Here is a 15,802-nt window from a genome sequence, read left to right as displayed (position 1 = left end):
AATTATGCCAGTTTGAGGGAAGAGAAATTTTCACTCGTGCGCGTTTTTTTCTCTGGCTGAACGATAAACTATTGGGTGATGAATTCACACTCCTTCACAGACCACCGACCACGGTGCCCCATCACATTCTGCGGGCACCACCGCATCCGAAAGTACCGCTCACAACGCTGAGAGCCGCTACGAGCTACCCCCGATTCCCGGCCCGAAGTACGAGCAGGTTATCCACTACATTGAGCAGCGCTACATTATTCCCGGTAAGCCCGGCGATAAGTTGCCCACCGAACGCATAATTCAGCAGAAATTTGGGGTGAGCCGCCAGACGGTTCGTAGCGCCCTGAAGGTTCTGAATTAAACGCGGCCTGCTCTACAACGTGCAGGGCTCCGGCACCTATGTTGCCGAGCGTACCGACGCCACCTACATTCCGCGCGTGGGCACCTTCGTTGACGATATGCGCCGCCGCGGTTTTGAGGGCTCCACCCGCATGATTGCAACCCGCTGGGTGAACGCCGCCGAAGAGATCTCCACCCACCTATCCGTGCCGGTGGGTGAGCAGGTGCTATTCGTGCGCCGCCTGCGTCTTGCCAACCACGAAGTCATCGACTTTGAGCATTCCTACTTTGTGAAAGCCACCGCAAGCCGCATCCTGGACGCCATGATGGCGGAAATATCCGGCGCTTCAAGCTCCTTCGACCAGCTTGCCGACACCCCCAACGCCATTAAGCACGCCCGCGTACGCACCAGCGCGGCGCTCTTCACCGACGCCGAGGCGTTCAACCACCAGGTTCCCGTGGGCGAGGCGGCGTTCAAGGTCTGCGCGACCGGCTACACCGAAGAAGGTAGCCCCGTCGAGTACTCAGAGACCCTGTACCTTGCTGATGCCTACTTCTACGAGATGATTCTCTAGCATCTGCCTTTTCTTGTGACGATAGTGTGAAGGGCTGTGCCCCGGTAGATTGTTCTACCGGGGCACAGCCCTTTTGAGTTATCAGCCCTGAAATGTTGCGAGCCTTACGCCGCCTGACGCTCCGCAGTCTCAACCACGTTCACCAGCAGCTCCGCGCGAGTCATCGGGCCCACACCGCCGGGGTTCGGGGAAACCCAGGACGCCTTCTGCGCAGCCTCCGGAGAGACATCGCCGAAGAGCTTCTTCTTGCCGGTTTCCGGGTCCTCAGCGCGGGAAACACCAACGTCCAGCAGGATTGCGCCGTCCTTGACCTGGTGAGCCTTCAGCACGTGCGGAACACCCACAGCGGCAACAATGACGTCAGCCTCGCGCAGCACCTCGTCCAGGTTCTCGGTACCGGTGTGCGCCAGGGTTGCGGTCGCGTTCACCTCCCGGCGAGTCAGCAGCAGACCCAGCGGACGGCCCACGGTAATGCCGCGGCCGAGCACCACAACGTTCTTACCGTTCCAATCGATGCCGTGGCGCTTGACCAGCTCAATGACACCGTTGGGGGTGCAAGGCAGCGGGGAGTCCAACAGCTCAGAAACGTTCAGCACGAGCTTGCCGAGATTGGTCGGGTGCAGGCCGTCAGCGTCCTTCTCGGGGGCGATGCGCTCCAGCACGCGGTTGGTATCCAGGTGCTTGGGCAGGGGCAGCTGCACAATGTAGCTGGTGCACGCCGGGTCGTTGTTCAGCTTGTCGATCTCTGCGTCGAGCTCTTCCTGAGTGATGTCACCGGGCAGGTCCACACGGATGGAGTTAATACCGATCTCTGCGCAGTCGCGGTGCTTAGCGCCCACGTACGAGCGGGATGCGGGGTCGTCACCGACCAGCACGGTCCCCAGGCCGGGGGTAATACCCTTAGCCTTGAGCGCCTCGACGCGCTCCTTCAGCTCTTCCTTGATGGCTGCGGCGGTTGCGTTACCGTCTAGAATCTGGGGCATTGTTTTTCCTTCCATAGATTACGGCGGGTTCGCCGAAACGGACGGTCTGTGTGTTAGGTCCTAGGGTGTGTGTCTAGGAGATACCACTCCCCCCACTATGTGCCTCCACGGATGTAGCGGGCAGGGCGGTAAAAGTAAGAGGGCGAAATAACCCCGTTCGCTCAGCACCCACGAAGGGATGTTGAGCGAACGGGGTCATTCATGGGTCTACCAGTTCTCACTACCCTGGTAGAGGGGGTACTTGGTGCACAGTGCCTCAACGCGGGCACGCAACGCAGCGATGTCCGGGTTCGGCAGCAGTACGGAAGCGATAATGTCGGCTACCTCGGTGAAGCCCTCAGCATCGAAGCCGCGGGTCGCCAGCGCGGGGGTACCGATACGCAGACCGGAGGTCACCATCGGCGGGCGCGGGTCGTTCGGCACGGCGTTACGGTTGACGGTAATGCCAGCGGCGTGCAGCAGGTCCTCTGCTTCCTTGCCGTTGAGGGCGTGGTCACGCAGGTCAACGAGCACCAGGTGAACGTCGGTACCGTCGGAAGCGATCGACACGCCAGCATCCTTCACGTCCTGCTGCAGCAGGCGGTTCGCGAGAATCTGTGCGCCCTCAACAGTGCGCTTCTGACGGTCCTTGAACGCGTCAGATGCGGCAACCTTGAACGCGGTAGCTTTCGCAGCGATCACGTGCATGAGCGGGCCGCCCTGCTGGCCGGGGAACACTGCGGAGTCAATCTTCTTCTTCAGCTCTTCGGTGCAGAGGATGAAGCCGGAGCGGGGGCCGCCCAGGGTCTTGTGTACGGTGGAGGAGACCACGTGTGCGTGCGGGACGGGGTTCGGGTGCAGACCCGCAGCCACCAGGCCCGCGAAGTGAGCCATGTCCACCCACAGGTACGCGCCGATCTCGTCAGCAATCGCGCGGAACGCAGCGAAGTCCAGCTGACGGGGGTACGCGGACCAGCCGGCAATAATCAGCTTGGGACGCTCAGCCAGAGCCAGTTCACGCACCTGCTCCATGTCAACGCGGCCGGACTCATCCACACCGTACGCGACAACGTTGTACAGCTTGCCGGAGACGTTCAGCTTCATACCGTGGGTCAGGTGGCCGCCGTGTGCCAGGGACAGACCCATGATGGTGTCGCCGGGGTTCAGCAATGCGTGCATGACAGCGTTGTTCGCCTGCGCACCGGAGTGGGGCTGAACGTTGGCGTGCTCAGCACCGAAGAGTTCCTTCACACGGGAAATAGCGAGGGACTCAACGATGTCAACAAATTCGCAGCCGCCATAGTAGCGGCGGCCGGGGTAACCCTCAGCGTACTTGTTGGTCAGTACCGAGCCCTGGCTTTCAAGGACGGCACGGGGGACGAAGTTCTCAGATGCAATCATCTCGAGGGTGTTCTGCTGGCGCTTGCGCTCCAGCTCAATGGCTTCTGCAACCTCGGGGTCGAGGTCGGCGAGGGGCATCTCGAGGATCTTCTGCTCGGACATTATGCTCCTGGGAGTGTTTTTTTTGCGTTATCTTCGGTCGCTCATCATCGGGGCTGCCGCGGCACACGCCGGGCGATCTACAGGAGGCGGCGGGCGCATCCAGTTGCAAACCCTGAATGAAAAAATATGAGCTACACCTCATAATACCGTAAAGCCCGCGTTCCTTCGAGAAGGAAAACGGGCTTTACAAAGCATCACGATGAAGTTTTTACGGCGTCGGCGTGACACCAGCGAGGGGCATAGAACACACCCCGGCAGGCTGATCGGCGACAGTTAAGCGGGTCTACGCACCCTACGCCTGACGCAGGATAGCGGAAGCATACTCCAGGTACGCCTCGCGAGCACTCTCCTTCTTACCGCCAGCCACCAGCTGGGTCTGAACCACGTAACCGGTCAGCACCGACAGCACCGCGGCACCGATAACGGTCAGCCACTCCTCAAGCTCCTCTTCGGTGAAATCCAGCTCAGCGGCACCCCAGGCTCGGTAGCGTTCCAGGGACTGATCACGCAGGTAGCTCAGCTGCTCAGAAACGACGGTCGCCAGCTGCGGCATTGCCACAGCCTCGCCCCAGGTAACGAGCAGGTGACGGCGAATCTTGGGGGTATCCAGCACCTTCAGGCACCCGAACACGTAGTCCCAGGGCTGCTCGGCGCGGATGCGGTCGAAGGGCGCCATATCCATGCGGGCTGCCGCCAGGATAATCTCATCCTTGGAGGAGAAGTGGTTATAAATCGCTCCAGCAGACAGGCCGGTGGCCGCAATAATGTCGCTCATCGAAGCCTTCTGATAACCGTGCTTGATGAAGCATTCGCGGGCGGTCTCTACAATCTGAGAACGCCTGTTCTTTTTGTATTCTTCGCTGACTTTAGGCACACCCTAATCCTAGCGAACTTTTAGCCAATCTGTGCGCATCCCGGTGGTCGTTGACGCGCCCTCATGCGCAAATCCGGCGCAAATAGAGCAAAAATTCTATAAATACGACTGCCCACAATACGGATGCCCCAACGCGACTGTCCCAGCATAGATGTCCCAGCACAGAGGTCCCCATGCATACGTCTCAGGTCGATAGCACGAAAAAGCGGGGCATCCCAGGCTCACCAGAAGGTTCACCCCGGAAATGCCCCGCTCACAGCAGGTAGCTCAGCGCGTACTGAGCCCGCTACACATGTTTAGTGGAAGAAGTGGCGGGTACCGGTCAGGTACATGGTCACACCAGCAGCCTTAGCCGCCTCGATAACTTCCTCGTCGCGAATCGAACCGCCCGGGTGTACAACGGCACGCACACCGGCGTCCAGCAGCACCTGCAGGCCGTCAGCGAAGGGGAAGAACGCGTCGGATGCGGCAACCGCACCGCGGGCACGCTCGTTACCTTCACCGCCGAGAGTGTTCGCGCGCTCCACCGAGAGCTTGCAGGAATCCACGCGGTTCACCTGACCCATGCCGATGCCCACGGCGGCGCCGTTATCGGCAAGCAGAATAGCGTTGGACTTGGGCGAACGCAGTGCACGCCAGGCAAACTCAAGGTCGCGCAGGGTTGCCTCGTCAGCTACCTCACCGGCAACCAGGGTCCAGTTCTTCGGGTCGTCGCCCTCAGCCTGCAGGCGGTCAGCCTCCTGGAAGAGTGCGCCACCGGAAATGGGGCGGTACTCAATAGCCTCGCGGGCAAAGTCCTCAGGCAGAACCAGCAGGCGCAGGTTCTTCTTCTCACGCAGAATCTCCAGCGCCTCGGGCTCGAAGCCGGGAGCCACAATCACCTCGGTGAAGATGCCCTTGACGGTCTGAGCCATAGCGGCGGTCACCGGGCGGTTAGCAGCAATCACGCCACCGTATGCGGACAGCGGGTCGCAAGCGTGCGCCTTCGCGTGAGCGTCCGCAATCGGGTCAGCTGCGCCGGGGGTTGCCACAGCAATACCGCAGGGGTTGTTGTGCTTGATAACAGCAACAGCCGGCTCGTCGAAGTCGTAAGCGGCACGCAGAGCGGCGTCAGCATCAACGTAGTTGTTGTAGCTCATCGCCTTACCGTGCAGCTGCTCCGCCTGAGCAATACCGGGGGCAGCGGCGGGGTCAACGTACAGGGCGGCACGCTGGTGCGGGTTCTCGCCGTAACGCAGGGTCTCGCTGCGCTCAAAGCCCAGGCCAGCGTACGGGGGCCAGAAGTTAGCGTCCTCATCCTGCAGGAACTGGGATGCGGTCCAGGTAGCCACAGCGGTGTCGTATGCGGCGGTGTGGGCGAATGCGCCAGCGGCAAGGCGGCGGCGCTCGTCCAGGGAGAAGCCACCATTCTTAGCGGCCTCAACGGTGCGCGCGTAGTCGGCGGGGTCCACCACAATAGCGACGGCATCGTGGTTCTTCGCGGCAGCGCGAACCATGGAGGGGCCACCAATGTCGATCTTCTCGATGATGGCGTCCTGACCGGCACCGGATGCAACGGTCTCAACGAAGGGGTACAGGTTCACAACCACCAGGTCGAACGCCTCAACGTCCAGCTCGTCGAGGGTGTCGATGTGCTCCTGCTTGCGGCGGTCAGCCAGAATACCGGCGTGGATGCGCGGATGCAGGGTCTTCACGCGGCCTTCGAGGCACTCGGGGAAACCGGTCACTTCGGTGACCTCGGTGACGGGTACGCCTGCTGCCGCGATGGTGGATGCGGTAGAGCCGGTGGAGACCAGCGCGACGCCTGCCTCGTGCAGGCCGCGGGCGAACTCCTCCAGACCGGTCTTATCGTAGACGGAAATGAGGGCGCGGCGCAGGGGCACGCGATCGAGCTCAATGAGAGACACAAATACTCCGATGCTTTAGACGTGCACGCCGGTTCTCGACGGCACAGCTAGTGGATGGACGTAGCCTGCCCGGATAGACAGGATATGTGTGGGGGTATTCCCCGCCGCTGTGCGTGACGCTAAGGTGACCGCGTCGAATGGGCACAACGGAACGTGTGTGGGCAGCGGGGTTTGAGCTCGGCTCATTCCGCCGCGAAAAATTTAGTGGGCGGAATTAGCTGTCAGATGCAGCGCCGTGGGATTCAGCGAGAGAAGCAATAGTCTGCACGAGTAGGCGGCGCTCCTGCACCTTAATGCGTTCGTGCAGGGTCTCTTCGGTATCGTCATCCAGAACGGGCACTGCCGCCTGGGCGAGAATGGGGCCGGTATCAACGCCCGCATCCACAAAGTGGACGGTCAGGCCGGTAATCTTCACACCGTGCGCCAGGGCGTCACGCACGCCGTGCGCACCCGGGAAGGAGGGCAGTAGGGCGGGGTGGGTGTTAATAATGCGGTTGCTGAAACGCTCGACCAGCTGCGCGTCAACAATGCGCATGAAGCCAGCGAACACAATGTAATCGGGGTCGTAGGAAGCGATCTTTTCTTCCAGCGCGCGGTTCCAGGAGGGGCGGTCCGCGTAGTCGCCGGGCTGCACCAGGAAGGTGGGTACACCCGCCGCCTGGGCACGTTCAATACCCAGACAGGGCTTGTCGGCGCCCACTGCCGCGATGTCGAGGGGAAGCTCGCCCGCTGCTACAGCGTCGAGGATGGACTGAAGATTCGTTCCGGAGCCGGATACCATAACCACAATTCGCACCCGACTAGTATAACCCATCTCACACCCTTATCCAAGGGGGGGGTAAGAGGTTCACAACAGACCCAAAGCCCAAAGAAGAGCACAAAGAAAATCCGGCGGGATGAATCCTCACCGGGGTTCACTGGGGTTCATGGGGGTTCATGGGGGTTCATGGGGCTTCACCGGGGTTTACTGGGCGCAAACTCAACAGGTCGCGAACTCAATAGGTCACGGGCGCACGGGACGGTACCCTTATAGGTATGTCTACTCCCCCGCAGAACACCCCGAACAACGCACCGCAGCAGCCCACCCCGAACAACGGCACGCCGCAGAACCAGCAGGTTCCACCACGAGCACCGCAGCAGGCGCCGCAGAACATGATTCCGCAGCCTCGAGGACCTCAGCGCAAGAAGCCGCGCAAACCCATTGACACCATCGAACAGCAGAAAGCGAATATTCGCACCTCGCTCATGATGGTTGTTGCCGCGCTGGTGATTTTTTCGGCGTCTTCCTTCGTGCTCTCCACGATGCCGCTTTTCTTGGCGCTCTTCATCTTCGCGCTCGCCGGCATTACCCTGAGCATTATTGCAATCGTGCGCACCGCCGTCTACCGCGGCCCCTGGTTCTTCTACATTGCCGCGGGCGTCAGCATTATCTACGGCGCGATAACCCTGCTCGGCGGCATTGGTCTTGCCCTCATGCCCGGCGCGCAGGAGTACCGCGAGTGCCGCGCCGCCGCGCTGACCCAGACCGACATGTACACCTGCGACCAGAAGTTCCAGGGCACGATAGACAAGCTCACCGGCGCATCCAGCTCTAGCTCTTCCGCTCGCTAGTTCTTCTTGCGGGCGCTAGAACCCTGGGCATTAGAGCTCTGGGACTTCGAGGAGCTGACATCCAGCGGGGGCAACTCCACGGTAGACGGCTCATCGGTCACCAGCGGAAGGATGCCGGTCTGGCTACGAACCTCAAAGATACGGCTCATCGCCTGATCGGCAGAGAGGACATCCAGCTCGCGATCGACAAAATCACGCTCTAGGTCGTTCTTCTGCTTCTTGCGTGCCGCCTTAGCCGCCTTCTTCGCCTCGCGCTTCTGGGCACGCTCAAGCGCGCGGTCGCTGGTACGATCATCGCCGGCGCGGTCCTGCACGGCGGATTCAGCGCGGGCGGCATCAGCCGAGTTATCCTGCACTGATTCATCCTGCATAGCAGCGGGCTGATCAAGGCCAAAACCGAAGTACGCCATAATGCGGCTCGCGCGGCCCTTTGAACGCGGCGCTTGCTCTGCGGGCTCTTCAATAGCGTTCTCACGCTCAGCCGCTACAGGTTCAGCAGCCTCGTAGACGGGCTCCTGGATCAGCTCGCAAGTCTGCTCATCGGAGGGGTTATGAGCGTACACGGCGGGGTCATAGGTGCCGTTTTCGTCAGCAGTGTACTCGTTGGAGGCAGGCTCAACAGATGCTTCAATACTCTCGTAATCCTCAGCCTGCGCAGAGTCAGCGTGGGCAGAGTGCAGGTAATCGACCTGCTGAACGGCCTCAATCGGCTCGTACTTCTCAGCGGGGTTCTCTTCAGCACTAGCCTCTTCGGAGGCGGGCTCTTCAGCCCCCTCTTCGCGCTCTGCAACAATCTCAGCAAAAGCGTCCGCCGCCGCACGCTGCGCCAGCTGCTCAGTCGCCTCCACGGGGACGGCAACCACCGGCTCCTGCGGATGCACCGGAACATGACCGGTCACCACCTCAGACACAACAGACTGCCCAGATACCACAGACTGCCCAGATACCACAGACTGTCCGGGCTCAACAACGTACTCGGAGGCCTCCGCGTGTGCCGCCTTCTCAGCTTCACGCTCAGCGGCCTCACGCTCCGCAGCTTCCTCAGCCTCACGCCGCGCACGCTCCTGCGCACGTTGCTCACGACGCTGCGCACGCTCCTGTGCAAAACGCTCACGGCCCTGTGCAAAACGCTCACAGATCCAGGCAGTAAAACTCATCAGACGCTCACCCAAGTTCGGGCGCTCATCCGCAAAACGAGGCAGCTCACGGCTGCTATCCGGCACCAGGGCGCGGCTCAGCAGCATACCGAAAGTCACGCCGGCTCCCACCGTCAACGCGGTATGCGCCGCAAAAGTCAGCGGCTCAGCACCAACCTCCGTAAAACGACCAATACCCAGAGAGCCGTACGAAATCCAGCCCAGCCACAGGGCACCAAACGACATCAGAATACCGGTCATCACGCCCAGCGCCACCGCAGAAATCAGCGCAGACAGGGGGCGGAACGGAACCTTCAGAGCAACCCACTCATCCAGGTGATCCTCACCCTCACGCAAGAACCACCAACCAGCAATCACACCGGCACCCAGCGGCACCAGCAGACCCACTAGACCGACTGTGCCCATCGACTCGGGCACAGCACCCAGAATCGGAAGCATCGGCAAAGTACCAGCATCACTACTGGTCAAACCAACCGAGGTACCCGCACCAAAGGAGAAACCGGCACCGGTCGACCACGCAATCGCATAAATCACCAGGTTCGGCAAGAAACCCAGCTGCAACAAAGTCACCGCAGTATCACCCACAGCGCCCGCATGCAGCTCCTGGTAAGTGGCAACAATCTGCGACCAGCCCGCCAAAATACCGATACCCAAAAGCACCGCGCCCAGACCAATCAGCGCCACAAAAGCAACCACCGCTGCACGCACCACAGCCCAAGCGTACGAACCCGCCCAACGCGAATACTGACTCATCTGCGAAATCTGCTCCGCAGTATCAACCCCCACCATGCGCGAGAGCGAACGCGCCTCACAGTAGCCACCCCACATCAGACCAGCCACCACAATACCCAAAGGCACCAGGGCAGCATTCAACGCCTGAAGAGGCTGCGGATGCGGGCTCGCCCAACCGTACATTGCCAAACTAATCAGCGCGTAAGTCACCGAACCGGACAGCACTGGAATCAAAAACTCACCCTCATACGAGGCGCGCGCCAGGCGACGGCCCGAACGGTAACAGAGCAGCAGAGGCAGAATACTCAAGCCCAGCGGCACCAGCGTCATCGTGCCGGCAGAAGCACCAAAAGCAGCCGCAAGATCCAAAGGAACACCGTGAATCAGAAGCCACAGGTGCGCCGACATAGCGGCCACGGAGGAGAACTCCATGTCGCCAAAGCCCTTGGTCGCCCACACGGCAGACATCGCCGCAAACACTGCAAGCGCAGAGAACAGGGCAGTAACAATTAGCTCAACAACACCCTGAAGCCACAGCGGCATGGGCATGGAATAACGCAAGATAGGTGAGATGCTTTTCATCGTCCTTCAATCATGCCACGAATTAACGACGAAACCCGCCTCCGATTAACTCTCGAAAGCGGGTTTTCACAACTATTCACACAGGTATTCATACAGACACGCACGCGAGGACGCGCATCCGGCAAAGTTTTAATTCTCAGTCCACGGGTTGGAAGCCTGAACGCCCCAGGTGCGGTACACCTGCGCCTTAGAAGAAATCAGCTCCAAATCATAGGCACTCGCACTCGCCGCCATCAGGCCCTCCAGGGCGGCGGTAGGCAGCGGACCGGCATCATCACGACCCACGGCATGTACGCCGCGCGGCGCCTGACGGCCCGCCCACTCGAGACTCACACGCGCATCCACATTAATAACGTGGTCACCAAAGCGCTCAAGAAGTTCGGCAATCCAGCGATCAGTTTCCGGGTAGGGGTACAGGCCCTTCAGCTCACCAATACTCAGCACAGAAATGTACATGTGTCGGAACGAGCGGCGGCGCAGAAAAGCGACCACGGCGGGGTCAGGATCCGCCTTACGGATCTCCGCAAGAACGTCGGAGCCCAGGAGCATACCGGAGAAATTCATACCCCTAATGCTACGCTACGCGAAGGCCGGCGTACTCAATAGCGGGGATACCCTCGGGGTTGGGCAGAAGAAGGAAGTTCAGGAACTCGTCGCGCTTAGAAGAAATGCGGGAGTAATCGTCAATGCTGACTGCGGTGTATCCGCCTCGCGCGGGGACAGCTGCGGCACGCAGGCTTTCCTGGTAGGAGTGGGAGGGGTTCAGAGAGATTGCTGCTTCGGTTGCAGAGCCGTTGTACATATGACAACCTGCGCCGTGAGTGGCGCGATCCTTTCGCGTTGCTCTTGCCTGTACCAATTACCACCGGTTATTCCGGTGGTGAATACAAACCGCTTCGTCATCCGAGCCACCCGTGAACATGGGGTTGGCGTTCGACCATAGTCGGAGCTTATCAGTCGAAACTCTTGAAGCTGGGTTTAGCTTACAGCATTTTCTCAAGTTAAGTAAAGTGTTTTATGAAAGAGATTTAGATTATTAGCATTTTAGCTTGTAAGAGCATTTTAGATGGCATGAATTTTTGATACTGCGCGGAATATCTTATGTGAATACCGGTGTTTTTATGCCTTAAAAACTCTCCCACCAAAAATACGAAATACTCCCCAAACCACCGCTCAATAGTCGCCCCAACAACCAGCCCGGCAACCGCCAGCAAATAACCGGCGACAAAGCACATACCCGCACAATACGCGATAATGAGCTGGTGAGCGCCAACAACCCCTTCCCCGAAATTCCCGTCACTGTACCGCAGATTATTCGCCAGGCCGGGCACCGCACCTACCAGCGCGGTATCGCCTACCAGCGCAACCGCGAAGTCATCCGCTACAGCTACGACGAAGACGAGCGAACCCTCACCGGGCTCGTCAACGGAAGCACCATCATCCCCTACGAAGTGACTATTCGCTTCTTCCCCGCCGTCAGCGGCTCCGCAACCTTTACCGCCCGCTGTACCTGCCCCGTGCTCACCGACTGCAAGCACGCCGTAGCGCTCATGCTCACCGCGCTCGACCGCGCCTCCGTAGCGAAAAAGGCACTCAGCGAACACCCCGGACCGGTCGGCGTACCCAGTGCCGTAACGAAGGCTACCGCTGCGAAGGGTGCGACAGATGCAAAGGTATCAACTGCAAAGGGATCCGCAGAGTCAAAAAGCGCGGACGTTGCGGAGGCGAAGAAAGCCGCCGACCCGCTCGCGGCGCTGCGCGCCTCCGGTGCGCTCACCATCGCGGCAAAACTGCCCGCACCCGATACAGAGACTGCCGAGCCCGAAAACCCACAGGGAAGCTTTGCGCTCAACGAGCTAGGCACCTCCCCGAGCCTGCAGGCAAAGGCATCCGCTACCAAAATCTCGGCATGGCGACGCGACCTCTCCTCCGTTCTTTCCGCACGTCAGGACCTTTCGGGCATTGATTCGATGCGTGTGAGCGGTGCCCTGGATTTCTCCCTGAGCGTCTCCGGCTCCTACGCGCGCGGGCGCAATATGCCCGGCGCAACCCCCAGCATTAACCTGCTCGCCCGCCCGCTCATGGCGTCCAAAACCGGGCGCTGGATCAAGGGCGGACTCAGCTGGGAAACCTTCGCATCCAGCGTGGGTGGCCCCGTCGGGCGGCACGAAATCTACCCCCAACACGAACGATTCTTCACCGAGCTCTACTCGATTGCCCGCCCCTGGCAGAACATGTACTCCTCGCACCGCGACTGGATCTCAATCAGCGCTTCTGCCTCCACTCTGCTCTGGGATGTACTCGCCCGCGCGGAGGATATTGGCCTGCCCCTGCTCGTCAACGGCCGCGAAGTGAACTACGCCGTGCTGAGCCCCGCACAGGTGCGCCTGCACGCCGCCGCCAGCGATGAGAAGCACGCGGAAGGCGCCGGGCTGCAGCTTCAAGCCGCACTCAGCTGGGAAGGACGCGAAGGCGAACTGCTACGCCAGCTCTGGCTACCCGCCGCCTACTGCCACCCCATCGGCACCCCACGTACCGGCTTCTTTGCACTGGGCGGGCTCGCCCAGCAGGAGTACGAGCAGGCGGCAAAGGCGGTGCACTGGAAGACCGTGCGCCCCGGTGCACTGGAGGAAGTGGGCCGCGAGTCCTTCGTGCAAAAGACTGCCCAAAAGAACGCGCAGGAGGCGCCTACTGAACTCACTACCCTGACCATTAACCCGGCACAGAATAACCACGCGCAGGGTAAGTGGGTGCGCTACTCCCCCGCCGTGCCCGAACTGCCCGAGGGCGTAGAGCTGGCACTCATCCCCCTGGTCGAGCCGCTCGATGCCGCCTCCGAATCGCTCATTAGCGCCGGAACCGTACACATTCCCGCCGCGGAACGCGCCACGTTCCAGAAGGAGTACCTGCCTGCGCTCAGCCGTTCCATTCCCTCGCTGACCCCCGATCCGGCGCTGGCGCTTCCGCGCGTGAAGCCGCCGCATCTAGTGCTTGACATCAGCTTTGAAGAGCAGGTACGCCACGACGCACAGCTGAGCTGGCGTTGGGAGTACCCGCTGGACCCCTTCGCGGAGGACAGCGCAGAGGATGCGAGCGCACAGGAGGCGGGCACACAGAATCCTGCGACCGGCTCCGAGGTGTACTCTCTGCCCGTTTTCGGCTACCCCGGTGAAGAGGGTGGCGAGGTTCGCGACGAGCGTTTTGAGGCACGCGTACTGCGTTCGGTTCGCGCAATTCTTGCCGCCCACCCGGCGCTTTCCGGGTTGGAGGAGCGCCGCATCGAAGGCTGGGAAACCCGTGAGCTGCTCAGCGCGATTCTGCCGAAGCTTCGCCGTGTTTCCGCTGTTCAGGTGCGTTTTAACGGCACCCCACCGGAGTTTGTGGAGGCAACCGACGCGCTGATTGAAATCACCGTGAGCGAGGGCAATTCTCGCGACTGGTTCGGCCTGGGCATTGCAGTGAAGGTTAACAATTGGACCGTGCCGTTCGCCCAGATTTTTGAGGCGCTCGACCGCGGGGCGGACCGTATTCTGCTCGGTAACGGCACCTATTTCTCGCTGCGTCGACCCGAGTTTAAGACCCTGCGCACCCTCATCTCGGAGGCTCGCGAACTCGACGATGCGGGCGGTGAGCTGCGCATTAACCGTCACCAGGCGGGGCTGTTCTCTGAGCTGGAGTCGCTGGCGGCGAGCGTGCATACGACCGCACGGTGGGATGCTCAGGTGCGTTCACTGCTGGAGCTGGTTGAGGGTCTGGAGGATGCCGAGGAAAGCGCCGAAGAGAGCACCAAAGAGAACCCCAAAAAGGGCATTGCAAAAGCACCTGACAAGGAAACTCAGAGTTTTCCCGCGCCCCAGAAGGCTTCCCGTCGGGTTATCGTTCAGCATCCGGTACCCGCCGGTCTGCGGGCGACCCTGCGCCCCTACCAGGTGGAGGGTTTCCAGTGGTTGTCCTTCCTGTACGAGCAGCGTCTGGGCGGTATTCTCGCCGACGATATGGGTCTGGGTAAGACCGTGCAGGCTCTCGCCCTGCTCGCCCACGCGATTGAGGAGCACCGTGCCGCCTCCGAACGTGCCGCCAAGCGCGGTGAGAGCGTTGAACCGTTCGCGCCTTTCCTCGTGGTTGCACCGACCTCCGTCATCACGAACTGGGCGGCAGAGGCGGAACGTTTCCTGCCCGAGGCGAAGGTCGTAACCATCACCGAAACCACCGCCGGTAAGACCCCGCTGGCTGAGCGCATCGCCGGGGCTCACCTGGTGCTCACCAGCTACACACTGCTACGCATGGACGAGGAGGCCTACACCGGCTACGCCCGCACGCTGGGCCGCGCTGTTGACAAGCACACCGTTGACGAGCGCGCTGGCGATTCCACAGGCGAGCAGTCCGTCCCCGAAGGCTGGGGTGCGCTCCTGCTGGACGAGGCGCAATTCGTCAAAAACACCGGCACCCGCGCCTGGTCCATCGCCCGCGCGATGCCCGCACGCACCAAGATTGCGATGACCGGCACGCCCATTGAGAACAACCTCATGGAACTGTGGGCGCTGCTGGCAATTGTGGCGGACGGCCTGTTCCCCTCCGCCCGTGCGTTCCGTGACCTGTACGCTCGCCCGGCGGAATCCGGCGAGGACCCGGCGCACGCCGCGGCAACGGCTGCTCGTCTGCGCCGGCGCATCCGCCCGCTCATGCTGCGCCGCACCAAGGAGCTGGTGGCGGCAGATCTTCCGGCGAAGAACGATACACGCGTGAACCTGCCGCTCGCTCCCGGCCACCGCCGCATCTATGACACTCACTTGCAGCGTGAACGCCAGAAGGTGCTGGGTCTGCTGGAGGATATGGACAAGAACCGATTCACGATTTTCCAGTCGCTGACCCTGCTGCGCCGTCTGGCGCTTGATGCCGTGCTGATTGATCCGGAAGCCTATACCGGGGTGTCGTCGGTCAAGCGCGACTACCTGGTTCAGCAGCTGCCCGACCTGCTCGAGAAGGGCCACCGCGTGCTGGTGTTCAGCCAGTTCACCGGCTACCTCAAGAGCATTTCGGCGCGCCTGGCGGAGGAGGGCATCGGCCACCTGTACTTGGACGGTTCGACCCGCAACCGCGCCGAGGTCATCGAGGCCTTCACGAGCGGCCAGGAGCCGGTGTTCCTCATTTCGCTCAAGGCTGGCGGTTTCGGTCTGAATCTGACCGAGGCGGATCACGTGTTCATTATGGATCCGTGGTGGAACCCCGCCGCCGAGCAGCAGGCGGTGGACCGTATTCACCGCATCGGCCAGGACAAGGAGGTACACGTCTACCGTCTGGTTGCCGAGGGCACGATTGAGGAGAAGGTCATGCAGCTCAAGGAGTCGAAGGCCGCGCTCTTCGACGCGGTGGTCGGTGAGGGCGAGTTCGCCTCCGCAGCGGTGACGGCTGAGGATGTGCGCGAGCTGTTTGCGCCGGCTGTCGAGCGATAGCCGCCTTCGAGCCTGAGCGGTAGCCGCCCTCCGGCATGAGAGAGGTGTCTGGCCCCCGTCATTTTTTGTCATTTGGTTACGCCCCAGGCTAGATTCACGCCCGATTCTGGCCCGGC

General features: G+C 61.2%; 12 protein-coding genes and 1 riboswitch. Of the genes, 4 read left to right on the top strand and 8 right to left on the bottom strand.

Going from position 1 to position 15,802, the window contains the following annotated elements; all coding sequences use genetic code 11:
* The first annotated feature begins 82 nt into the window (after positions 1 to 82).
* The gene (locus NML54_RS08990; protein WP_371925793.1) at positions 83 to 352 is read left to right on the top strand and encodes a winged helix-turn-helix domain-containing protein; all 270 of its coding nucleotides are present in this window, start codon (positions 83 to 85) and stop codon (positions 350 to 352) included.
* A 19-nt stretch (positions 353 to 371) separates the two neighbouring features.
* Complete coding sequence (locus NML54_RS05185; RefSeq protein WP_371925792.1) at positions 372 to 905, top strand: GntR family transcriptional regulator; 534 nt, start codon at positions 372 to 374, stop codon at positions 903 to 905.
* A gap of 104 nt (positions 906 to 1,009) precedes the next feature.
* Here the strand turns inward: NML54_RS05185 and NML54_RS05180 are convergent, their stop codons facing one another.
* The 5 genes from NML54_RS05180 to purN form a co-directional block, all read right to left on the bottom strand.
* Positions 1,010 to 1,888 (bottom strand): bifunctional methylenetetrahydrofolate dehydrogenase/methenyltetrahydrofolate cyclohydrolase, encoded by an 879-nt coding sequence (locus NML54_RS05180; RefSeq protein WP_254756345.1) that lies wholly within the window; start codon positions 1,886 to 1,888, stop codon positions 1,010 to 1,012.
* Between the two features lie 207 nt (positions 1,889 to 2,095).
* Complete coding sequence (gene glyA / locus NML54_RS05175; RefSeq protein WP_254756343.1) at positions 2,096 to 3,370, bottom strand: serine hydroxymethyltransferase; 1,275 nt, start codon at positions 3,368 to 3,370, stop codon at positions 2,096 to 2,098.
* Between the two features lie 292 nt (positions 3,371 to 3,662).
* Positions 3,663 to 4,244 carry a TetR/AcrR family transcriptional regulator gene (locus NML54_RS05170; RefSeq protein ID WP_005506809.1) on the bottom strand — a complete coding sequence of 194 codons (582 nt, stop codon included), beginning with the start codon at positions 4,242 to 4,244 and terminating at the stop codon, positions 3,663 to 3,665.
* 296 nt (positions 4,245 to 4,540) lie between these two features.
* Positions 4,541 to 6,151, bottom strand: a complete 1,611-nt coding sequence (purH, locus tag NML54_RS05165) for a bifunctional phosphoribosylaminoimidazolecarboxamide formyltransferase/IMP cyclohydrolase (protein ID WP_254756341.1) — start codon at positions 6,149 to 6,151, stop codon at positions 4,541 to 4,543.
* 214 nt (positions 6,152 to 6,365) lie between these two features.
* Positions 6,366 to 6,932 carry a phosphoribosylglycinamide formyltransferase gene (purN, locus tag NML54_RS05160; RefSeq protein ID WP_254756409.1) on the bottom strand — a complete coding sequence of 189 codons (567 nt, stop codon included), beginning with the start codon at positions 6,930 to 6,932 and terminating at the stop codon, positions 6,366 to 6,368.
* Positions 6,933 to 7,186: 254 nt separating this feature from the next.
* Between purN and NML54_RS05155 the strand changes: the two genes are divergently transcribed.
* The gene (locus tag NML54_RS05155) at positions 7,187 to 7,762 is read left to right on the top strand and encodes a 4-hydroxyphenylpyruvate dioxygenase (RefSeq protein ID WP_254756339.1); all 576 of its coding nucleotides are present in this window, start codon (positions 7,187 to 7,189) and stop codon (positions 7,760 to 7,762) included.
* On the opposite strand, the gene NML54_RS05150 is transcribed toward NML54_RS05155, so the two are convergent.
* The 3 genes from NML54_RS05150 to NML54_RS05140 form a co-directional block, all read right to left on the bottom strand.
* Complete coding sequence (locus tag NML54_RS05150) at positions 7,759 to 10,233, bottom strand: cell division protein PerM (protein WP_254756337.1); 2,475 nt, start codon at positions 10,231 to 10,233, stop codon at positions 7,759 to 7,761. The two genes, NML54_RS05155 and NML54_RS05150, sit on opposite strands and share 4 nt — an antisense overlap.
* Before the next feature lie 129 nt (positions 10,234 to 10,362).
* Positions 10,363 to 10,797, bottom strand: coding sequence for a PIN domain-containing protein (locus NML54_RS05145; RefSeq protein WP_254756335.1), 435 nt, complete (start codon positions 10,795 to 10,797; stop codon positions 10,363 to 10,365).
* Between the two features lie 10 nt (positions 10,798 to 10,807).
* Positions 10,808 to 11,035 carry a nuclease PIN gene (locus NML54_RS05140; protein ID WP_254756333.1) on the bottom strand — a complete coding sequence of 76 codons (228 nt, stop codon included), beginning with the start codon at positions 11,033 to 11,035 and terminating at the stop codon, positions 10,808 to 10,810.
* A gap of 35 nt (positions 11,036 to 11,070) precedes the next feature.
* Positions 11,071 to 11,205, bottom strand: a riboswitch (SAM riboswitch).
* Positions 11,206 to 11,447: 242 nt separating this feature from the next.
* Between NML54_RS05140 and NML54_RS05135 the strand changes: the two genes are divergently transcribed.
* On the top strand, positions 11,448 to 15,686 hold the full coding sequence (locus NML54_RS05135; RefSeq protein WP_254756407.1) for a DEAD/DEAH box helicase: 4,239 nt from the start codon (positions 11,448 to 11,450) through the stop codon (positions 15,684 to 15,686).
* Positions 15,687 to 15,802: the final 116 nt, after the last annotated feature.

This window comes from Rothia gullae (assembly GCF_024294905.1).
In the GTDB taxonomy this organism is placed as follows: Bacteria; Actinomycetota; Actinomycetes; order Actinomycetales; family Micrococcaceae; genus Rothia.
This window is presented reverse-complemented; position numbering and strand designations above follow the sequence as displayed.